The sequence below is a fragment of the Azospirillum sp. UENF 112521 genome, assembly GCF_058780665.1.
Genome location: NZ_JBSNCI010000002.1, coordinates 2,462,569 through 2,483,705 on the forward strand (window position 1 = coordinate 2,462,569; position 21,137 = coordinate 2,483,705).

At 67.2% G+C, this 21,137-nt stretch carries 16 protein-coding genes and 2 pseudogenes; 10 read left to right on the plus strand and 8 right to left on the minus strand.

Features of this window, described 5'->3' with window-relative positions; translation table 11 throughout:
- Nucleotides 1-96: 96 nt before the first annotated feature.
- Nucleotides 97-1,197: a serine hydrolase domain-containing protein gene (locus ACWPN8_RS14060; RefSeq protein ID WP_492241172.1), complete on the minus strand. Its 1,101-nt coding sequence runs from the start codon at nucleotides 1,195-1,197 to the stop codon at nucleotides 97-99.
- Nucleotides 1,198-1,384: 187 nt separating this feature from the next.
- On the opposite strand from ACWPN8_RS14060, the gene ACWPN8_RS14065 reads away from it, so the two are divergent.
- On the plus strand, nucleotides 1,385-2,251 hold the full coding sequence (locus ACWPN8_RS14065) for a hypothetical protein (RefSeq protein ID WP_492241173.1): 867 nt from the start codon (nucleotides 1,385-1,387) through the stop codon (nucleotides 2,249-2,251).
- Between the two features lie 30 nt (nucleotides 2,252-2,281).
- Here ACWPN8_RS14065 and ACWPN8_RS14070 read toward each other — a convergent pair whose 3' ends face one another.
- The 5 genes and pseudogenes from ACWPN8_RS14070 to ACWPN8_RS14090 form a co-directional block, all read right to left on the minus strand.
- Nucleotides 2,282-3,169: an FkbM family methyltransferase gene (locus ACWPN8_RS14070; protein WP_492241174.1), complete on the minus strand. Its 888-nt coding sequence runs from the start codon at nucleotides 3,167-3,169 to the stop codon at nucleotides 2,282-2,284.
- Nucleotides 3,170-3,289: 120 nt separating this feature from the next.
- Nucleotides 3,290-4,843, minus strand: a complete 1,554-nt coding sequence (locus ACWPN8_RS14075) for a SpoVR family protein (RefSeq protein ID WP_109445398.1) — start codon at nucleotides 4,841-4,843, stop codon at nucleotides 3,290-3,292.
- Between the two features lie 79 nt (nucleotides 4,844-4,922).
- A pseudogene (locus ACWPN8_RS14080) lies at nucleotides 4,923-6,216 on the minus strand (YeaH/YhbH family protein).
- A 149-nt stretch (nucleotides 6,217-6,365) separates the two neighbouring features.
- Complete coding sequence (locus tag ACWPN8_RS14085) at nucleotides 6,366-8,312, minus strand: PrkA family serine protein kinase (protein ID WP_098739016.1); 1,947 nt, start codon at nucleotides 8,310-8,312, stop codon at nucleotides 6,366-6,368.
- Between the two features lie 955 nt (nucleotides 8,313-9,267).
- A complete protein-coding gene (locus tag ACWPN8_RS14090) occupies nucleotides 9,268-9,723 on the minus strand; it encodes a response regulator (RefSeq protein ID WP_247872910.1) in 456 nt (151 codons plus the stop codon).
- 201 nt (nucleotides 9,724-9,924) lie between these two features.
- Between ACWPN8_RS14090 and ACWPN8_RS14095 the strand changes: the two genes are divergently transcribed.
- Nucleotides 9,925-10,791, plus strand: a complete 867-nt coding sequence (locus ACWPN8_RS14095) for an NUDIX hydrolase (protein WP_492241175.1) — start codon at nucleotides 9,925-9,927, stop codon at nucleotides 10,789-10,791.
- A 119-nt stretch (nucleotides 10,792-10,910) separates the two neighbouring features.
- On the opposite strand, the gene ACWPN8_RS14100 is transcribed toward ACWPN8_RS14095, so the two are convergent.
- Nucleotides 10,911-11,450, minus strand: coding sequence for a c-type cytochrome (locus ACWPN8_RS14100; RefSeq protein WP_109445395.1), 540 nt, complete (start codon nucleotides 11,448-11,450; stop codon nucleotides 10,911-10,913).
- 373 nt (nucleotides 11,451-11,823) lie between these two features.
- Between ACWPN8_RS14100 and ACWPN8_RS14105 the strand changes: the two genes are divergently transcribed.
- The 4 genes from ACWPN8_RS14105 to ACWPN8_RS14120 all read left to right on the plus strand — a co-directional run bounded on the left by ACWPN8_RS14105 (nucleotide 11,824) and on the right by ACWPN8_RS14120 (nucleotide 14,702).
- Nucleotides 11,824-12,609 carry a 3-deoxy-manno-octulosonate cytidylyltransferase gene (locus ACWPN8_RS14105; RefSeq protein ID WP_109445394.1) on the plus strand — a complete coding sequence of 262 codons (786 nt, stop codon included), beginning with the start codon at nucleotides 11,824-11,826 and terminating at the stop codon, nucleotides 12,607-12,609.
- A gap of 51 nt (nucleotides 12,610-12,660) precedes the next feature.
- On the plus strand, nucleotides 12,661-13,527 hold the full coding sequence (locus ACWPN8_RS14110) for a prephenate dehydratase (protein WP_098739012.1): 867 nt from the start codon (nucleotides 12,661-12,663) through the stop codon (nucleotides 13,525-13,527).
- A gap of 238 nt (nucleotides 13,528-13,765) precedes the next feature.
- Complete coding sequence (locus tag ACWPN8_RS14115) at nucleotides 13,766-14,074, plus strand: hypothetical protein (RefSeq protein WP_492241176.1); 309 nt, start codon at nucleotides 13,766-13,768, stop codon at nucleotides 14,072-14,074.
- A gap of 91 nt (nucleotides 14,075-14,165) precedes the next feature.
- Nucleotides 14,166-14,702, plus strand: coding sequence for a DUF29 domain-containing protein (locus tag ACWPN8_RS14120; protein ID WP_492241177.1), 537 nt, complete (start codon nucleotides 14,166-14,168; stop codon nucleotides 14,700-14,702).
- Between the two features lie 119 nt (nucleotides 14,703-14,821).
- Here ACWPN8_RS14120 and nudC read toward each other — a convergent pair whose 3' ends face one another.
- Nucleotides 14,822-15,727 (minus strand): NAD(+) diphosphatase, encoded by a 906-nt coding sequence (gene nudC, locus ACWPN8_RS14125; protein WP_492241178.1) that lies wholly within the window; start codon nucleotides 15,725-15,727, stop codon nucleotides 14,822-14,824.
- 175 nt (nucleotides 15,728-15,902) lie between these two features.
- Between nudC and hisN the strand changes: the two genes are divergently transcribed.
- From hisN to ACWPN8_RS14145, 4 genes and pseudogenes are all read left to right on the plus strand, one after another.
- The gene (gene hisN, locus ACWPN8_RS14130) at nucleotides 15,903-16,685 is read left to right on the plus strand and encodes a histidinol-phosphatase (RefSeq protein WP_492241179.1); all 783 of its coding nucleotides are present in this window, start codon (nucleotides 15,903-15,905) and stop codon (nucleotides 16,683-16,685) included.
- A 10-nt stretch (nucleotides 16,686-16,695) separates the two neighbouring features.
- Nucleotides 16,696-17,208: a hypothetical protein gene (locus tag ACWPN8_RS14135; protein WP_492241180.1), complete on the plus strand. Its 513-nt coding sequence runs from the start codon at nucleotides 16,696-16,698 to the stop codon at nucleotides 17,206-17,208.
- Nucleotides 17,209-17,625: 417 nt separating this feature from the next.
- Nucleotides 17,626-18,780: pseudogene (locus ACWPN8_RS14140) on the plus strand (extracellular solute-binding protein); the annotation flags it as partial.
- A gap of 447 nt (nucleotides 18,781-19,227) precedes the next feature.
- Nucleotides 19,228-21,099: an extracellular solute-binding protein gene (locus ACWPN8_RS14145; protein ID WP_492241392.1), complete on the plus strand. Its 1,872-nt coding sequence runs from the start codon at nucleotides 19,228-19,230 to the stop codon at nucleotides 21,097-21,099.
- Nucleotides 21,100-21,137: the final 38 nt, after the last annotated feature.

Genomic DNA, 21,137 nt, shown 5'->3' on the forward strand with positions numbered 1-21,137 from the left:
CGGGAAGCGGGGAATTGTCCCCTGGAGAGGAGATGGGATCGCGACCCCCATGAACAAGCGGGAGATGAACAAGCGGAGGCTGTAGCGCGCGCTCCCTTAACGACTGCGCAGCCGGTGCAGCACCTCCACCGCCATCCATTCGGCCAGCGCCCCGTCCTCGCCATCCAGAAGGACGGCGACGGAGACCGGGACCGGCCCCGGCGCATGGTAGGCCGCCGGCGTCACCCCCGGACCGCCGCCGGTATGGCCCCAATAGGGACCGGCCGCCGGGTCCAGCTCCACCATCATCCCCAGCCCATAGGACGGCTCGACCCAGGGCCGCCCGCCCATCGGCCCGCCGACCGGCAGCCCATCGCGCATGCGCCGCAGCAACGGGCCCGGCAGATACTCCTCGGCCAGACCATGAATGAGGCGGCAGGCGTCCGCCGCCGTCATCGCCACCACCCCATGCGACACCCAGCCGGGATGATAGGCCTCCGCCACCGCAGCCCCGCCGAAGGCCGGGCTCGGCCCGAAGAACAGCCCGTCGAGGTCGGCGCGGTCACGCAGCAGCGACGCGCTGGCGAGGCCGAGCGGCGCGAAGACCTCGCGCCCCAGAATCTCCGCCAGCGGAGCGCCGCCCGCCCGCTCCAGCAGCCGGCCGATCAGCAGATAGCCGATGTTGGAATAGGCGAAGCTGCCGACCGGCGGTCCCTCCCCCCTGGCAACGCCGCAGCGGGCCAGGAACTCGTCGCCGCTCCAAGGCGTCGCACCGGCGGCGACGGCGGCGTGATAGTCGGCCTGCCCGCCATAATCCGGCAGTCCGGCTCGGTGGGTCAGGATCTGCGCCACGGTGACCGATCCCTGCCGTCCGGCCAGTTCCGGCAGCCAGCGCTCCGCCGGCCCATCCAGCTCGACAACGCCGCGGGCGACCAGCCGCAGCACGGCTGCGGCGAGAATGGTCTTGGTCAGGCTGTAGACCAGGGCGCGCCGGTCGGCCAAATCCTCGCCCGCCGCCCCGCTGTGCCTCCCCTTCCGCCGCAGCACCAGCGTCCGCACCGGTTCCGCATCGGCGCCCCGGCCGCGGGCGATGGCGACGAGCGCCGTGGACGCCGGGGCCGGGCTTGCGCTGTCCTCCTCCAGCAGGCCGGCGAGCGCCACGGTCAGCACCGCCACTTCGGGATCCGCCCCGGCCGCCCCGTTCCTGTCCTTCCCCATCGCCTGTCCGCTCCCCGCCGCCGATTCCGTTTGTCCTCACAGATAAGAAGGCCGTCGGCCGGCAAATGAAAATCCGGTCCGATCCTACTGGGGCGCCCCTCAACTGTCCCGTTAACCATAGCCGGCCGCTGACGCATCCCACGAGTTGAGCTATCCTGTTGAGACCGCCCCTGTGGAGGGCCGCGCCATGCCCGTGATGGACGCCGACCAGCGCCGCAAACTGGAAGATCAGCTGCTTCGCAAGGCGGAGGAGGCGGTGCGGATCCTGCGCCGGGAGGCGGAAACCGGCGATCCCGCCCATGTCGACTCGCTGGCGGAGGGGCTGGCCGGGCTGCTGAAGACCCGGGAATTCCCCAGCCTGCGCGCCGCCGAGTTCCGCGAGCTGTCCCGCGTCTACCAGCGCGGCGCCTACCAGCGCAGCGTCGATTCGCTGCTGGTCCAGGCCGAACGCTGCGGCCATCGCGGCGACGAGAAGGGGCGCAACGCGCTGCTGACCCAGGCGAAGGACCATTTCGCCAAGGCCTTGCGGTTCGGTGCCGACGACGAGTTCCGCCACGGCGTCGAACGGCGCGTGCAGGCGACGCTGATGACCAGCAAGGACGGGGTGGACGAGCGCACCAAGCAGGCGGCCAAACGCAAGCTCGACCAGCACGATGTCGGCGCCAAGCCGCCGAACGGGATCGAACGCCGCCGTGCCATCCGCTACATGGACCCGGTCCTGGCGGTGGAGGCGGAGGGCCGGCGCTGCACCACGATCAATTGGTCGACCCGCGGCCTGCTGGTCGATCTGCCGCCGGGGGAGTTCGCTCATGCCGTCGGCGGCAAGCTGCGGCTGGAACTGCATTGCCCGGACATCCCGGAAACGGCCAACCCGGAAACAAGCCGCCCGGACAAATCCGGCCATCGGGTCGGCGGCCGGCAGATCGCCCATGTGGTGCGCCTCGATCCCGACCGCCACGCGGTGGCCCTGTCCTTTCCCGACATCAGCACCGTGATGCTGGACCTGATGCACGCCATGAAGGACGCCGGCATCAAGCCCGAACCGGAGCACTGATGCGGCCGTCCTCGCGCCCGCACCGCGCCGTCAGCCACCGACGAAGCGCCGGTTGTGGCCGCGCACCAGCGGATGCTCGTCCGGGCCGGCGACCGGCAGCAGGCCGTTGATCCGCGCCCCCGCTTCCGCCGGCAGGCAGAACAGGTTGATCCCCATGCCGAGCCCGTGGATCTCCGTCCCGGTGTCGACCAGCCCATAGCCGAAGATCGCCTCCGACCGCCCGGCGAAATTGGCCGGATTGTGGAAGGCCGGCAGATACCAGTAGCAGGCATAACCAAGCTCGCCGAGCAGGCGGATGAGCGCGGTCGACTTGTCGGGACGGTCGTTCTCCACATACAGCACCGGCCGGTCGCGGGCGATCAGGCCACGGGCGCCCTCCAGAACCTCCGCTTCCATGCCCTCGACGTCGATCTTGACCAGGCGGATGCGGCCCGCCCCCTCACGGCACAGCCCGTCCAGCCGGTGCACCGGCACCGGCCGGTCCCCCGCCAGCGCGTCGAGCGACAGCGCCCCGTAATTGCCGTCCCTGTCCATCGCCACCGCGGCGAGGTGCAGCATGCCGTCGGCAGCCCCGGCGGCGGCCAGCACGCCGTCGGCCCAGTCCAGCCCGTTCAGCGCAAGATTTCCGCAGAGCAGCCGGTGGTTGGCATCGACCGGCTCCAGCGCCAGCACCCGGCCGGCGGGGCCGACCAGCCGCGCCAGCGCCACCGTGTGGGCGCCGATGTTGGCGCCGACGTCGATCACCCGGTCGCCGGCCCGGACGCACTGGCGGAACAGGGCGACCTCCTGCTCGAAATATTCAGCGTAATAGCCGAGCGACCGGCCGACGACGCTGTCGGTGCGCCGGTACATCATCAAGCCGTGCCGCGCCTTCACCAGCCCGACCGGACCCTCTCCACCCAGCAGATCGTCCGCCATCGCCTCCCCCCGCCGCTCCATCGGCCGGAAGTGTAGCGGAGCCCGATGCAAAGGTCGCGTCCGCCGGAGCCACGCGGCCCCCCTCCCCGGCCCGCGGCGGCCGGGGAAGAGGGCAAGGCATCAGCCTACGCCGATCCCGCTGGGCGCGGTGACGGCATGCTCCTTCAGGATCGCCTCGGAGATCGCCGACACCTCGATCAGCTGCACCTCGTAGCCCCACAAATTGGCGATGTGGCGCAGCACCGCCTTGGCGTCGCTCTCGTCGAGCAGCACGCCGTTGGTGACGCGGTGCTGCAGGATCAGCTTGCGGTCGCCGGCGAGATCGACGTCGACGATCTGGATGTCCGGCTCCAGGTAGCCCAAATCGTACTGGCGGGCCAGCTTCTTGCGGATGTCGCGGTATCCGCGCTCGTTGTGGATGTGATCGACCAGCAGATAGGGGTCTTCTGCGTCGTCGCGCACGCTGAACAGCTTCAGCTTCCGCATCAGGTGCGGACTGAGATACTGGAGGATGAAGCTCTCGTCGCGGAAGTTGGCCCAGGCCTCGCGCACCGCCGCCATGCCGTCGCCGCGGCCGGCGAGGTCGGGGAACCACTGGCGGTCCTCGTCGGTCGGCTTTTCGGCGATGCGGGCGATGTCCTGCATCATCGCGAAGCCGACCGCATAGGGGTTCAGGCCGGAGAAGCGCTTGTCGTCGAATTCCGGCTGGAACACGACGGAGGTGTGCGAGTGCAGGAATTCGAGGAAGGCGCCCTCGCTGATCTGGCCGGTCTCGTGCAGGCGGCTCATGATCTGGTAATGGACGTAGGTGGCGCAGCCCTCGTTCATCACCTTGGTCTGTTTCTGCGGATAGAAATATTGCGAGATGTGGCGGACGATGCGCAACAGCTCGCGCTGCCAATGCTCCAGCCGCGGCGCCTTCTTCTCCAGGAAATAGAGAATGTTCTCCTCCGGCAGGCCCAGCAGCTTCTTGCGCTCCGACACCGACTTGGCCGGGCGCGGGCCGGCGGCGGTTTTGGGCACCGTGCGCCATAGATCGTTGAAGGTCTGGTCCTGATATTCCTGCCGCTCGCGCTCGCGCCGCTGCTCGGTCCGCAGGTCGGACCGTTTCTTCGGGTATTTGTGCACGCCCTGGCTCATCAGCGCATGGGCGGCGTCCAGCACCCGCTCCACCGCCGCATGGCCGTAGCGTTCCTCGCAATGGGCGATGTAGGTCTTGGCGAATTCCAGATAGTCGAGGATGCCCTGGGCATCGGTCCATTGCTGGAACAGCTGGTTGTTCTTGAAGAAATGGTTGTGGCCGAAGGCGGCGTGGGCGATCACCAGCGTCTGCATCGTCATGGTGTTCTCTTCCATGATGTAGCTGATGCAGGGGCTGGAGTTGATGACGATCTCATAGGCCAGGCCGCGATAGCCCTTGCGGTACATCATCTCGTCGCGGGCGAAATGCTTGCCGAAGGACCAGTGCTTGTACATCAGCGGCATGCCGATGGACGAATAGGCGTCGAGCATCTGCTCGGCGGTGATGACCTCGATCTGGTTGGGATAGACGTCGAGGCCCATCTCCTTCAGCGCGATGTGCTCGATGGCGTCATAGACGCGCTTGATCTTGTCGTAATCCCACTCGACGCCGTCATACAGCAGCGCCTCGGGTCTGGTGATCACAGCGGTCATTCTCGATCTCCCCCTGCCGCCCCTCTGCCCCCTGTGGGGGATGAGGGCGGTGATTTCCCTGTATCCCCTCAGGCGCCCCTTACGCTCCCGCCTTCTCGCGGGCGAACAGCTCGCGGAAGACCGGGAAGATTTCCCGGCGGGAACGGACGCGGCGCATCGCCAGCGGGCGTTCCGGGCTCTGCACCTGCTTGTAGGTGCGCCACAGCTCGGTTTCGCGGCCCAGCGCCGACAGGCCCATGTTGTGTTCCGCCGCCACCTCGATGTAGGCGAAATACTGGCACATCGGCAGGATCACGTCGCGCAGCAGGGTCGCCGACTTGGCGTTGTCCGACGACATGTTGTCGCCGTCCGACGCCTGGGCGGCATAGATGTTCCATTCATTGTGCGGGTAGCGCTCCTGCACCACCTTCTGCATCTCCTCCAGCGCGGTGGACACCACGGTGCCGCCGGTCTCGGTGGAATAGAAGAAGGTTTCCTCGTCCACCTCCTTGGCCTCGTGGGTGTGGCGGATGAAGACGATGTCGACCGACCGGTAGCGCCGCCGCAGGAACAGATACAGCAGCATGAAGAAGCGCTTGGCCAGATCCTTCATGTGCTCGGTCATCGAGCCGGACACGTCCATCAGGCAGAACATCACCGCCTGGGCGATCGGCTTCGGCACCGTCTCGAACCGGTTGTAGCGGACGTCGATCGGGTCGATGAAGGGAATCCGGCGCGAGCGCAGGACGATGTGTTCCAGCTGTTCGCGCAACGCCTGGATCTGCGTGGCGTCCTCGCCGGCCTCCTCGGCCTCGCGCAGCATCTCCTCCAGTTCGCGGATCTCGTCGCGCTTCGGGCGTTTCAGCGCGATGCGGCGCGACAGGCTGTTCCGCATGGTGCGGACCAGGTTCAGGTTGGCGGGCGACCCCGACACCGAATAGCCGGCCCGCGTCAGCGTGTGCGATTCCGACTGCTTGACCTTCTGCTTCACCAGATCGGGAAGCTCCAGAATCCTCCAGGAAGATGTCGAGGAACTCGTCGCGCGACAGGACGAAGCGGAACTCGTCCTCGCCCTCGCCGTCGGCGCTGCCCTCGCTGCCGCGGCCACCGCCGCCGCCGTCCGGGCGCTGGATGGTGTCGCCTTCCACATATTCCTTGTTGCCGGGCACGACATAGTCGCGCACCCCGCCTTGGGCAGCACGGTGGAAGGACGGTTCGCGCACGCCGCCGGCGGCGATCGTCACCTTCTCGCCGTTCTCGATATCCTGGATGCCCCGTTTTCCCGAGGCGTCGCGGACCGCCTTGACAACCTGTTCCTTGGCACGGCGCAGGAAACGCTGGCGGTTGGCCAGGCTCTTGCCCTGCGGGTTCAGGCGACGGTCGATGATGTTCATCAAGGGGCTGGCCCTCCCACCCGTTTCGTCACGCGGCCTTAGGATCCTGACAGCTTTCTATGACAGTGGGGTTGCCGCGGGGCGTTGCAACACCCCGCCCCGCGGCAATTAAGCGTCCCCCCCGGTCCAGCTGTCCCGACCCGCCGGCCTCAGCCCGCCTGCTTCACCCGCATGTACCACTCGACCAGCCGGCGGACCTGCCGCTCGGTGTAGCCGCGGGTCATCATGCGCGAGACGAACTCGGTGTGCTTCTTCTCGGTGTCGCCGTCCTTCTTCGAGCCGAAGCTGATGACCGGCAGCAGGTCCTCGACCTGGCTGAACATCCGCTTCTCGATCACCTCGCGGATCTTCTCGTAGGAAGTCCAGGACGGGTTGCGGCCGGAGTTGGCCGCCCGCGCCCTCAGCGCGAACTTCACCACCTCGTTGCGGAAGTCCTTCGGGTTGGCGATGCCCGCCGGCTTCTCGATCTTGGTCAGCTCCTGGTTCAGCAGCTCGCGGTTCATCAGCTGGCCGGTGTCGGGATCCTTGAAGTCCTGATCCTCGATCCAGGCGTCGGCATAATCGACATAGCGGTCGAACAGGTTCTGGCCGTAGTCGGAGTAGGATTCCAGATAGGCCTTCTGGATCTCGTTGCCGATGAACTCGGCGTAGCGCGGGGCGAGTTCGGCCTTGATGAACTCGACGTATTTCTTCTCCGTCTCCTCCGGGAACTGTTCGCGGCGGATCGCCTGCTCCAGCACATACATCAGATGCACCGGATCGGCCGAAATCTCGGTCGAGTCGTAGTTGAAGGTCGAGGCGAGCACCTTGAAGGCGAAGCGGGTGGAGATGCCGCCCATGCCCTCGTCGACGCCGCCCTGGTCCTTGTACTCCTGCATCGACTTGGCCTTGGGATCGGTCTCCTTGACGCTCTCGCCGTCATAGACCCGCATCTTGCTGTAGACGCTGCTGTTCGGATGCTCGCGCAGCCGCGACAGCACCGAGAAGCGCGCCAGCATCTCCAGCGTCGCCGGCGCACAGGGCGCGGTCGACAGGTCGGAGCCGTTGACCAGCTTCTCGTAGATCTTCTGCTCCTCCGCCACCCGCAGGCAGTAGGGGACCTTGATCACGCAGATGCGGTCGATGAAGGCTTCGTTGTTCTTGTTGTTCTTGAAGGTCTGCCACTCCGCCTCGTTGGAGTGGGCCAGGATCACGCCCTGGAAGGGAATGGCGCCGATGTTCTCCGAGCCGACATAGTTGCCCTCCTGCGTCGCGGTCAGCAGCGGGTGCAGCATCTTGATCGGGGCCTTGAACATCTCGACGAATTCGAGCATGCCCTGGGTCGCCCGGTTCAGGCCGCCGGAGAAGCTGTAGGCGTCGGGATCGTTCTGGCTGTAGATCTCCAGCTTGCGGATGTCGACCTTGCCGACCAGCGACGAGATGTCCTGGTTGTTCTCGTCGCCCGGCTCGGTCTTGGTGACGCCGATCTGGCGCAGCTTGCTGGGGTGGAGCTTCACCACCTTGAAGCGGTTGATGTCGCCGCCGAACTCGTCGAGGCGCTTGACCGCCCACGGGCTCATCAGCCCGGTCAGGCGGCGCTTGGGGATGCCGAAGCGCTCCTCAAGCTCGTCGCCGATCTCGTCCGGGTTGAACAGCCCGAGCGGGCTTTCGAAGGTCGGGCTGATCTCCTTGCCGGCCTTCAGCACATAGATCGGGCATTTCTCCACCAGCGACTTCAGCCGTTCCGCCAGCGACGACTTGCCGCCGCCGACCGGGCCCAGCAGGTAGAGGATCTGCTTGCGCTCCTCCAGCCCTTGTGCTGCGTGCCGGAAGAAGCCGACGATCCGTTCGATCGTCTCTTCCATGCCGTAGAACTCGGAGAAGGCGGGATAGACCTTGATGGTCCGGTTCATGAAGATGCGGCCCAGGCGCGGGTCGCGGGCCGTGTCGACCACCTCCGGTTCGCCGATGGCGGCGAGGATGCGTTCGGAGGCCGAGGCGTAGGACATCGGGTCGTCGCGGCACAGCTGGAGATAGTCCATCAAGGACATCTCGGTTTCGCGGCGGGTCTCGTAATTCTGCGTGTAGCGCGTGAACAGTTCGTCGGCCGGGAACATTCGTCGCTCCGTCTTATCTGGTCCGATGCGCCGGGGGGCCGCCGGTGGCTGCGGCGGCAGGGCGCGGCGCATGCCGCGATCCAAGGGGCACTCCAGGGAAGGCGCGGACCGCGCAGGGTCCGCAGCCTCCCCGCTCAGCGATAGAAGCCAGCGGTCTGGTGTAAGGAACGGTCCTGTGAAGGCCGGGAGAGGTCCGTCTCGTGACGCGGCGACCCCCGAACGAGTCATTTTTGAATGTAATGCTCCACCTGGAGCTTTCCAGGCACTCAGGCTCCATAGCCGGAAAGCCCGCGGTGAAGCTGGCCTCAGCCATAGGACCTAGGTCCTGCGGCCGGTGTGGGTGCGGCGAGCGCACCTGCTCAACCCACGCGCGTATCGGCCGCGCATGCGTCGGAAGGTTCGGGGAAAGAGGTGTGACGGTGTCGGAAGGTGACGGCGTGGAACCGGCGGCAATCGTCGTTGCCCGTCCGATCGGGAAGAACTGCCCAGTGCGATGCGACCCAAGCGGGTTCCATCGGGCGCTCCTTGTCACGCCATCGGCCTCCTCAAGCAGACGCGCCGCCTCGACCAAGCACGGCGCAGGGATTTACCGTCGATACTGAACTCCAAACCTTAACAATATCCGGTTGAGAGACTTGCGGTCTGCCGCAGTGTCGGCCACGGCCTCGCAACAAATCCCCCAACACTTCCTTGAGGTCATGTTGCGTCCCAATCGTGCCCATCAACAAGGCGGAAATTGGGTGAGGATGGGGCGTCAACGCGGCACGGTGGAGGGTTACCGCTGGATTACCGAATTGTTTCAATGGCTTGGCACGCTTGCCACGGGGTGGGAAATTTTAAAGGCAGGCCTGCGGCCCCCGCTTGCCCCCAGTGGCGGCAGCAATCTCCGGCGGCAAGCCGGAGTTTCGCACGGTGCCGGCAGCCCTTCCGCCGGACAGCCTCTCAGCATGGCCTCTCAGGCCGGCTGCCAGCCCTTCACCCCGATGCTCAACGCCTCGCGCAGGGTCGCAGGGGTGACGGGCTTGGCCAGCACCGCGTGGGCGCCGCTGTCGCGCGCCTGCGCCTTGCGGTCGTCGTCGACCCGGCCGCTCATGAACACGACCGGCAGGCTGCTGTGGCGCGACTCGCCGCTGGTGCGCAGAGCGCGGACAAAACCGAATCCGTCCATCGGCTGCATTTCCACATCGCACAGCACCAGGTCGGGCGCGTGGGCGGCGACCACCGCCAGTCCCGACTCGCCGTCGGCGGCCTGATGGACCGCCTTGACGCCCAGCGTGCCCAGCATCTTCGCCAGCACCATGCGGGTGAAGGATTCGTCTTCGACCACCAGGACCGACAGGGCGCCGAACGGCGTCCCCGTCTCGCCTGACGTCTTGCCTGCCGCAGCGCTCTCAGCCGACCGGTCAGTCATCACGCCCCGCCCTTTCGCTTGAGCGACCGGCCGGCGGAATGCTGCCGACGGTCATTTCGTGACCCGACCTGTGTACGATGGCAACCAGGGACGCGCAAGATGTCCAAATATACGAGGGTGCACACGGCCCTGGCTCATGCCCTGGCCCATGCTCTGGATGAGCGGTTGCACCGGCCCGTCCGCCCCGCTTAGATGGACGGCATGAGCTTCCTCGATCACATCCGCGCGTGCAACGCGCACGACCTGTCCGGCTTCCGCCCGTTCGAGCTGGACGGCCACACCGTGGGCTGGGTGCGCCATGCCCTGGCCGAGGCGCTGCCCGGGGTCGATCCCGGCTTCGTCGTCACCGCCAACCGGCTGACCATCGCGCCCGAGATCCGGGATTTCGAGGCGCGCTCCACCCTGCTCGACCATGCCGCCGCCTATCTGGTGGAACAGGGAACGGTCAAGGCGCTGCGCGGCGAATATTACCCGGTCCTGCCGCGCTGGGGGGCGGAGCCGCTGGCCCGGCTGGACCGTGCCGCCGTCGGTGCCTTCGGGATCGAGGCCTACGGCCTGCACATCAACGGCTTCGTCCGCGACGACTCCGCCGGTAATGGGGCCGGCGGACTTCTGCTATGGGTCGGCCGGCGCGCCAAGGACCGCGAGGTGGCACCGGGCCAGCTCGACAACCTGATCGCCGGCGGCCAGCCCATCGGCCTGAGCCTGGCCGAGAATCTGGAGAAGGAGGCGGCGGAGGAGGCCGGGCTCGACGCCGAGACCGCGCGGCGCGCCGTGCCGGTCGGCGCCATCAGCTACACCATGGAGACGGCGGCCGGGCTGAAGCGCGACCGCCTGTTCGTCTACGATCTGGAGCTTCCGCCCGGCCTCACCCCCGTCAACACGGATGGCGAGGTGGAGAGCTTCGAACTCTGGCCGCTCGACAAGGTGGCGGAGTCGGTGCGCGGCAGCGGCGAGTGGAAGTTCAACGTGACCCTTGTGGTGGCCGATTTCCTGATCCGCCATGGCCGGCTGACGCCGGAAAACGATCCCGACTATCTGGAGATCGCCCGCAGCCTGCGGCGGTAAGCCCGGCGCTTCGCCGGCCGGGTGCCGATCCGGACAAACAAAAGGCCCCGCCTCTTGCGAGAGCGGGGCTTTTTTTCTTCCGGCCGCGGCGGCGCCCGGTACCCTGGTACTGGAGGCGGTTACTGGGGCAGCGGCTGCGGGCTGTCGGCCAGCGAGCGCAGGTAGGCGACGACGGCCGCGCGGTCGTCATCCTTCTTGAGGCCGGCGAAGGTCATCTTGGTGCCCGGAGCATAGCCCTTCGGGTCATAGAGGAACTTGTTCAGCTCGTCATAGGTCCAAGTACCCCCGGTCTTGACCAGCGCGTCGGAGTAGGCGAAGCCCTGCATGTGGCCCTTCGGACCGCCGACGATTCCGAACAGGTTCGGACCGACCTTGGCGGCGCCGCCCTTGTCGAAGCTGTGGCAGGCCGCGCAGGCCTTGGCCACCTTCTGGCCGGCCTCCGGGCTGGCGGCGGCGAGCAGCGGCGCGATCGGCGCCGGACCGGTGGGAGCGGCACCCTTGTCGGCGGGCGCGCTGGCCCCCTCGGGCGTCGCGACGACATAGACGCTCTTTTCGAGCGGCTTAGAATGAACCAGCACCTTGGACGCGAATCCGGCCAGCATCGCGATCAGCCCGGCCAGCAGCACGGCGCCGAAAACCTTGTTCCACTCCATGCTCATTGATGAGCCCCTTTGTTCCCTAATTTCAGTACACTCGGCGTTTCTCCCGCCCGCGGCTGAACGCGCCGCGGCTACCATAGCCCGCGGTCCGAAGCTTCTCATAGCCCGGCGGACCGCGAAAAAAGGTCGCATACAAATTTGTCGCAGTCACCAACCACTTAATTTGCTTGCGCATTACGCTGCATCGCAAAACAGCCGGAAGGCAGGCGCTGCGGCCCCCTGGCGGCTCTCGCACCGTCCGACATGCCATCGCCCGATGCCGCCCCTTGACGCCGCCCCGGCGTCCGTGGTTCACCCGCGCCAGAAAAGCGTCACGAATCCAAGCGTCCCGATTCCCTGACCCACCGGACCTTCCCACCGGAGTTTCCGCGCCATGCCGACCGCCGCCCCCGCCAGCATCTCCGTCGCCCGCCCGGCTAACCCGGTCGTGGTGATCCCGGCACGCATGGCCTCCGTCAGGTTGCCCGGCAAGCCGCTGGCCGACATCCTCGGCGCGCCGATGATCGTCCATGTGCTGCGCCGCGCCATGGAGGCGGAGATCGGCCCGGTGGTGGTCGCCTGCGCCGAGCCTGAGATCGCCCGCGCGGTCGAGGCCGCCGGCGGCACCGCGGTGCTGACGCGCCCCGACCATCCCTCGGGCTCCGACCGCATCTTCGAGGCGCTGCAGCTGATCGACCCGGAGGGGCGGCACGATGCGGTGGTGAATGTGCAGGGCGACCTGCCGACCATCGAGCCGGAGAGCGTGCGCGCCGCCTTCGCCCCGCTGGCCGACCCGGAGGTCGACATCGCCACCCTGGTGGCCGAGATCACGCGGGAGGAGGAGCGGACCAACCCCAATGTGGTGAAGGCGGTGCTGGAGCTGCCGGCCGGAGCCCGCCAGGGCCGCGCGCTCTATTTCACCCGCGCCACCGCGCCGACCGGCGACGGGCCGCTCTACCACCACATCGGTCTCTACGCCTACCGCCGGGCGGCGCTGGAGCGGTTCGTGTCGCTGCCGCCGTCGGTGCTGGAGCAGCGCGAGCGGCTGGAGCAGCTGCGCGCCCTGTCGAACGGCATGCGCATCGACGCGGCGGTCGTTGACGCGGTTCCGCTGGGTGTCGATACTCCCGCCGACCTGGAGCGCGCCTGCGCCCTCCTCTCCAGCCGTCAAGCCGGCTGACATCCGACACAGTCGGTCTTTTATTCAAGATCCGCCGGGGGAATTCCGCTCATGGGCACGTCCAACATCATCGCCTTCCAGGGCTTCCCCGGCGCCTATTCCGATCTGGCCTGCCGCAACGCGCGGCCGACCATGACGACGATGCCCTGCGCCACCTTCGAGGACGCCTTCTCCGCCGTGCGCGACGGGCGGGCGTCGCTGGCGATGATCCCGGTGGAGAACTCCATCGCCGGCCGCGTCGCCGACAACCACTATCTGCTGCCGGAAGGCGGCCTGCATATCATCGGCGAGCATTTCCAGCGGGTGAACCACCAGCTGCTGGCGCCGAAGGGCGCCACGCTGGACAGCATCCAGACCGTGCGCAGCCACATCCAGGCGCTGTCGCAGTGCCAGACCGCCATCCGCGGCCTGGGCCTGCAAGCGATCAACCATGCCGACACGGCCGGCGCCGCGAAAGAGATCGCGGCGATGAACGACCCGCGCCATGCCGCCATCGCCTCTTCGCTGGCCGCCGAGATCTACGGCCTCGACATCCTGAAGAGCGGGATCGAGGACGCCACCCACAACACCACCCGCTTCCTGATCCTGGCGCGCGAGCCGAAGCTGCCGGCGCTGGGCTCCTGCAAGACGATCACCACCTTCGTCTTCCGTGTCCGCAGCGTGCCGGCCGCGCTCTACAAGGCGCTGGGCGGCTTCGCCACCAACGGCATCAACATGACCAAGCTGGAAAGCTACATGGTCGGCGGCCACTTCACCCAGACCCAGTTCTACGCCGACGTCGAGGGCCATCCCGACGAACGCCCGCTGCGCCTCGCCCTGGAGGAGCTGGATTTCTTCGCCCGCGAGGTGAAGATCCTGGGCGTCTATCCGGCCAACCCTTTCCGCTATCAGGAAAGCCAGCGCGTCGGCGAGGACTGACGCTTTCCCGCAACGCCGCAAGTCTTTTCGCAGTTGCCGCAAGTCACGCGTCATTCCGCCGCAGTGACGCAACTTAGCCTTGGCCGCGTCCGGCCGGCGCTGGGCAAGATTAGCTGAAGTTGTTATACAGGAAGCACCGGCAAGCGCCGGTTCCACAAGGGTCCGATTACAACAAACACCACGGCGGCTGACGGGTGAGACCCCGCCGACGGCCATGGCGCCACGGATGGAGGTTGCCATGCTCACGATGGAAGATTGTCTGGGATTGGCCGATCTGGAGGCGGACGAGGTGGCGCAGATCGCCGCCCACGAACATATCCCCTTCATGGCCGCGCTGGAAAAGGGCGCCTCGCTTCTGCATGAACCCTGGGGCGATGCCGCCGTCCGCCAGATGGTCTGGGACAACCTGTGCTGCGCCACCTGCCGCAGCGCGGCCGAATCGGCCTCCCTGATGATGCTCTACAACGACACCTGCACCCGCCACCCCAACCCCTTCGACCGCCGCCGCTCCCCCACGCGTGCGGTGGGGGTGCAGCAGCGGCATTAGGAAGGGTGTCCACCCTTGCCCAGGATGACCGGCCTGACATCGTGTGCTACGCTTGGCAATATCTCAATTCCTGCTCTACGTCAGGCCGACCATGCGCATCATCCGAGGCATGTCCACGCCGCGTCCGGAGCCACCCGCTCCGGCGACCAAGCTCGCATCCGACCCGCCGGACAGCGGACTTTACGACGAGGACTTCGTCGCCTGGATCGAACGTCAGGCGGCGCTGCTTCGTTCGGGTACACTTACCGCACTGGATCGCGCCAACCTCGCCGAAGAGCTGGAGGATATGGGTAAGGCCAAGCGGCAGGAACTGCGCAACCGGCTTGAAGTGCTGCTCACCCATCTCCTCAAGTACCAGTTTCAGCCGGGCATGCGCACCGGCAGTTGGCTTGGAACCATCGGTGAACAGCGCCATCGCATCGAAGACGTGGTGGAGGAAAGCCCGAGCCTGCGCCCATTGCTTGCCGAATTGCTGGAGGATGCGAAGCTCTACAAGCGGGCCGTCCAAAAGGCATCGCTGGAAACCGGCTTGCCCGCCGGCACCTTCCCGACGGTCAGTCCCTATGGCAGGGAGGCGCTGGACGAGCGTTACTGGCCCGGCCCCGGCCCGCATCCGAACCTCGACTGACATGCCGAGGTCCGAAGATCGCAGTCTGAAGTCCGACATGCCCCTGATGAAGCGGATGCTCGGCTTCGTGCTTGCCTTTCAGATCGGCATCTTCGTGAAGCTGTTCATCCACTGATCCCTCACCCCTCCGCCATCCATTCCCGGATCAGGCGGTGGGCGATCGAGTCGGGCCGGGCGAGGCGGAAAGTCTCGTCCGGGGTGTGGCTGCGCAGGAAGTCGCGGTCGAACCAGCGGGCGCTTTCCAGCTCGTCGTTGCCGGTGTCGATGTCGAAGCTGGTGGCCCGCGCGGTGAAGCCCAGCATCAGCGAGGATGGGAAGGGCCAGGGCTGCGACGAGCGGTACCGGATGTCCGTCACCGTCAGCCCGACCTCCTCGAACACCTCGCGGGCGACGGTGTCCTCCAGGCTTTCGCCCGGCTCCAGGAAGCCGGCCAGCACCGAATGCATGCCGGGCGGGAACCGGCTCTGCCGGCCCAGCACCGCCCGGTCGCCGCCGTCATGGACCAGCATGATCACCGCCGGGTCGGTGCGCGGGAAATGGTGGGTGGCGCAGCCGGGGTTGGTACAGAGCCGCACATGTCCGCCCTCCGCCGTCGCCGCCGGGGAGCCGCAGACGCCGCAGAAGCGGTGGCGGGCATTCCACCACACCATGCCGCGGGCATAGGCGCACAGCGCCGCCTCGCCTTCCGGCATCAGCGGGCCGGTGGCGCGCAGATCCTCGAACCGGCCATGGCCGCGCAAGGCCGGCAGCGCGTCCGGGTCCTCGACCATCGACAGGTCGACGGTGAAGACCGGCGTGCCGTCCATCAGGCCGAGAAAGATCGGCACCGCGTCCAGCCCCTCCGCCGGCAGCAGGACGGCGCGGGGCGCATCCTCCGGACCGGCGACGAAGCTCTTGGTCTGCCAGATCGGCAGGACGCGGGACGCGGGGGCGAGCCAGGCCTCCGTCAGCCAATCCTCGTCCTTGCGGCGGAGGGAGGCGCGGTCGATGGGCGCGGCGGCGTAGATGTTGGGTCGGTTCGTCATGGCCCGTCGAGGCTGCCACAAGCCGGGCCGGGCGCAAAGCCCTGCCGGCGGAGGAGCTGCCCGGCGGAAACCGCGGCCTCTCCTCAAGCAGAGCCGGGGCGCTTTCGGGTTTCCGGGGCGGGCACACGCCGTTAGGATGCGGCAACCCTATCGACAGAAGTCTCAAGGAGCGACCATGACCGAACCCTGCCCCGCCCCGATGGTGGCGCTCGCCCAGCGGTTGGCCGACTCCAGCGGCAGCGTGGTCCGCCGCTATTTCCGCACTCCGGTCGCCATCGACGACAAGGCCGACGCCTCGCCGGTCACCATCGCCGACCGCGAGGCGGAGCACGTCATCCGCACCATCATCGAAAGCCAGCGCCCCGACGACGGCATCTATGGCGAGGAGCACGGCACCAAGAACCTGGACGCCGAATGGGTGTGGGTGATCGACCCCATCGACGGCACCAAGTCCTTCATCACCGGCCGGCCGATCTTCGGCACGCTGATCGCCCTGCTGCACCATGGCCGCCCGGTGCTGGGCATCATCGACCAGCCCATCGTCGGCGACCGCTGGATCGGCGTCGATGGCCGCCCGACCACCCACAACGGCCAGACGGTGCGCGTGCGCCCCTGCCCCGGCGGGCTGCCTGCCGCCATGTTCGGCACCACCTCGCCCGACCTGTTCCCCGGCAGCGATTACGAGGCCTACCGCCGCGTCGCCGCCAAGGTGAAGACGGCGTCCTACGGCGGCGACTGCTACAGCTACGGCCTGCTGGCGTCCGGCTATTACGACCTCGTCGTCGAGTCGGGGCTGAAGCTGTACGATTTCGCGGCCTTGGTGCCGGTGGTGACTGGGGCCGGCGGGCTGATGACGGATTGGGAGGGCAAGCCGCTCGACGCCAACTCCACCGGCCGGGTGATCGCCGCCGGCGATCCGCAGACCCACCGCGACGCCATGGCGACGCTGGCCGGTTGAGGGAAGCGCCATGACCGCCATCTCCCCTCCCGCCCGTTCCGTTTTTGAAACGTCCCCTGAAAAGCTGCGGCCCTTCCTGGAAGGGCTGGCGGCGCGGGTGTCGGGCGGGTCGAACTGGATGGTGCGCAAAAAGACCGTCTGCGACCTGCTGCTGGGGCTCGATGCCTTCTTCGCCCTGCCGGCGGCCGAACGCAGCGCCCTGATGGCCAACGGCGGCGCCTCCCCCGATCTCGCCGAGGCCGAGGGCAAGACCGACGGCGGGCCGGAGGATTTCCGCAAGGTCCTGCCGCTCTATGTCGGCGCCATCCTGGAAGGGATGCAGGAGACGGTCATCGCGTCCCCGGAACAGGCGGCGATCTATCTGCTGTCGATCCATCCGGAACATCAGGCGGCGGCGGAGGCCTGGATGCTGGCTGACCCGCGCAACGGAAAGTCGGTGCGCAAGCTGATGCGGACCGACCGCCGCTATCGCCAGTTGATGGACCGCATGGCCGACCATTGGCGCGCGGCGCGAAGCAACTGACCTGAGAACCGGAATTGCGCCCGGAATTGCGCTTGACCGGGGCGCGGGCGTGGCAATCTAACCAGAACGTCCGCACCCCACACAGGACCGCCGATGCGCCGCCTTCTCGTCCTTGCCGCCACGATCCTGACGCTGTCGACATCGGCGATCCTGGCGCCAGCGCAGGCCGCCACCCGGACCGTCACCGCGCTGAAGCAGTTCGGCGAGCCGCAGTTCCAGCCCGGCTTCACCCATTTCCCCCACGTCAATCCCGACGCGCCCAAGGGCGGGTCGGTCGGGCTGGCCGAATCGCAGCCGGGCACCTACGACAGCCTGAACACGCTGATCCTGCGCGGGGTGCGTCCGCGCACGCTGGGGCTGATCTCCGACACGCTGATGGTCGGGTCCGGCTGGGAGCTGGACGCCGCCTACGCCCACATGGCGGAAAGCGTCGAGGTGCCGGACGATTTCGGCTGGGCGATCTTCACGCTGCGCCAGGGCGCCCAGTGGCATGACGGCACGCCGATCACCAGCGCCGACGTGGTCTTCACCTGGGATGCGATCCAGGCCCATGGCGCGCCCTTCATCAAGTCCTTCCTCGACCGCACCGCCAAGGTGGAGGCGCTGGACGACCGCCGCTTCAAGATCACCCTGACCGGCACGGGGGAGATCAAGCCGATCATCGACTTCGCCACCACCTTCTCGCCGCAGCCAAAGCATTGGTGGACGGCGCAGGGGCGCGACATCTCCAAGACGACGCTGGAGCCGGTGCTGGGCAGCGGTCCCTACCGCATCAAGACGGTCGATGCCGGCCGCTCCATCACCTACGAGCGGGTCGCTGACTGGTGGGCGAAGGATTTGCCGACCGCCCGCGGCTTCTACAATTTCGACACCGTGAAGGACGACTTCTACCGCGACGACGACGTGATGTTCGAGGCGTTCAAGGCCGGCGCCTATGATTTCCGCGGCGAATACCGGGCGCAGCGCTGGACCACCGGCTACGACTTCCCCGCCATGAAGGACGGCCGCGTCAAGACGCTGGAGGTGCCGAGCGAGTTGCCGCTGGGCGCCCAGGGCTTCCGCCTGAACACCCGCCGCGACAAGTTCGCCGACCCGCGCGTGCGAGAGGCGCTGGCCCTGCTGTTCGATTTCGACTGGATCCAGAAGAACATCCTGTACGGCCAGTACAAGCGGACGCTCAGCAACTTCCCCAACTCCGACTTCGGCGCCAAGGGACCGCCCGGCCCGGCGGAGCTGGCGCTGCTGGAACCCTTCAAGGCGCAGCTGTCCGAGCGGCTGCTGACCCAGCCCTTCACCCTGCCGACCACCGACGGCAGCGGCAACAACCGCGCCCAGGTGCGCGAGGCGACCCGCCTGTTCAAGGAGGCCGGCTGGGAGGTCCGCAACGGCAAGCTGACCAACGGCAAGACCGGCGAGGTGATGGCGATCGAGTTCCTCGACGGCACCGGCGCGCTGACCCGCGTCATCCAGCCCTATGTCGAGAGCCTGCGCCGCGTCGGCATCGACGCCTCCCTGCGTCTGGTCGATACCGCGCAGTATCAGGCACGGCTGGACGAGTTCGATTTCGACTCGATCATCGTCAACCTCGCCTTCTTCACCCCGCCGGGCACCGAGCTGCGCGGCTATTTCGGCTCGGCCGCCGCCGGCCTCAAGGGATCGGCCAACTATTCCGGCATCCATGACCCGGTGGCCGACGCGCTGATCGAAAAGGCGCTGGGGGCCAAGGATCTCGAACTCGGTGCAGGCCGCCACCCGCGCGCTCGACCGCGTGTTGCTGTGGGGGTTCTACATGGTGCCGCAATGGCACAACCCGGAAAGCTGGATCGCCCACAAGGCGTGGCTGGCCCATCCCGCGGTCTGGCCGAAATACGACCAGGACTATCGCAGCACCAATTTCCCGGCGACCTGGTGGGTCGATCCGGCCGGCAAGGCGGCGCAGCCTTGATGACGCCCCATTGCGGGGCTAACTCCATAAGTCTGAACGCTTTTCGAGAAAACAAGCGAAGGAGGGGATCGGGCATGACGGGTCGGATGCGGTGGCTGGGCACCGGTATGGCGGCGGCAGCGGTGATGATGGCGGCAGCGCTTCTGCCGGCATCCCCGGCCGCGGCTCAGGACCAGGGCAAGACCGGGGGCAGCCACGCCCTGGCCCTGCACGGCACGCCGAAATACGGGCCGGACTTCCAGCATCTCGACTATGCCAATCCCGACGCCCCGAAGGGCGGCGAGGTCAAGCTGATGGCCTTCGGCGGCTTCGACAATCTGAACCCCTTCATCCTGCGCGGACAGGCCGCCGCCGGGGCCGGGCTGGTGTTCCAGACCCTGACCACCAGCAACGGCGACGAGGCGATCACCGAATACGGCCTGCTGGCCGAAAGCATCGAGGTCGCTCCGGACCGCACCTGGGTCGCCTTCACCCTGCGGCCGGAGGCCCGCTTCCACGACGGCCAGCCGGTCACGGCGGATGACGTGATCTGGAGCTTCGACACGCTCAAGGAAAAGGGCCACCCGCTCTACCGCACCTATTACGCTGACGTAACGAAGGCGGAGAAGACCGGCGAGCGCACGGTCAAATTCTCGTTCCGGGATGGCAACAATCCCGAGCTTCCAGTCATCATGGGCCAGTTGCCTGTGCTGCCCAAGCATGCCTTCGCCAACCGCGATTTCGCCACCACGACGCTGGAGCCGCTGATCGGCAGCGGTCCCTACAAGGCGGTGGACGTGCAGCCCGGCCGCGCCATCACCTATGAGCGGGTCAAGGACTGGTGGGCGAAGGATCTGCCGATCAACCGCGGCCGCTACAATTTCGACCGCATCCGCTACGACTATTACCGCGACCTCGACGTCGCCTTCGAGGCGTTCAAGGCCGGCGCCTTCGATTTCCGGCTGGAGAACTCGTCGAAGAACTGGACCACCGGCTACAACGTCCCGGCGGTGCAGAACGGCCAGATCATCAAGGAGGAGATCAAGCACGAGGACCCGCAGGGCATGCAGGCCTTCGTTTTCAACATCCGCCGCCCGGTCTTCCAGGACCGCCGTGTGCGCGAGGCGCTGAATTACCTGTTCGACTATGAATGGACGCGGGCCAACCTGTCCTACGGCCTGTACCAGCGCACCAAGAGCTATTTCGCCAACACCGAACTGGCCTCCACCGGCCTGCCCTCGCCCGAGGAGCTGAAGCTGCTGGAGCCGTTCCGCGGCCAGATCCCGGACGAGGTGTTCACCAAGCCCTACGAGCCGCCGAAGACCGACGCCAGCGGCAACATCCGCGGCAACCTGCGCACCGCGCTGGGCCTGCTGAAGGACGCCGGGTGGGAACTGAAGAACGGCAAGCTGGTGAATGCGCAGGGCCAGCCCTTCCGCTTCGAGTTCCTGCTGGTCCAGGCCGACATGGAACGCATCGTCCAGCCCTTCGTCCGCAATCTGGAGCGCGCCGGCATCGAGGCGCAGATCCGCGTGGTCGACAGCGCGCAGTACCAGAACCGCACCGATAATTTCGATTACGATATGATCATCGAGCGCTTCCCGCAGTCGTTGTCGCCCGGCAACGAACAGCGCGACTACTGGGAATCCTCGCGTGCCGACCAGCCCGGCAGCCGCAACTCGATCGGCATCAAGAACCCGGCCATCGACAAGCTGGTGGAGACGCTGATCGCCGCCCCCGACCGCCCGTCGCTGATCGCCGCCACTCGGGCGCTCGACCGTGTGCTGCTGTGGAACTGGTACGTCATCCCGCATTGGCACGACACGGTGTACCGCGTGGCCTATTGGAACCGTTTCTCCCATCCCACGGTTGCCCCAAAGTACGGCCTGGGCTTCCCGGACAGCTGGTGGATCGACGCGGACAAGAACGCGAAGCTCGCCAACAGCGCACGCCGCACGGGACCGTGAACCACGCTCTGGTCTAAGCTGTCGTTTCCTTGAGGATT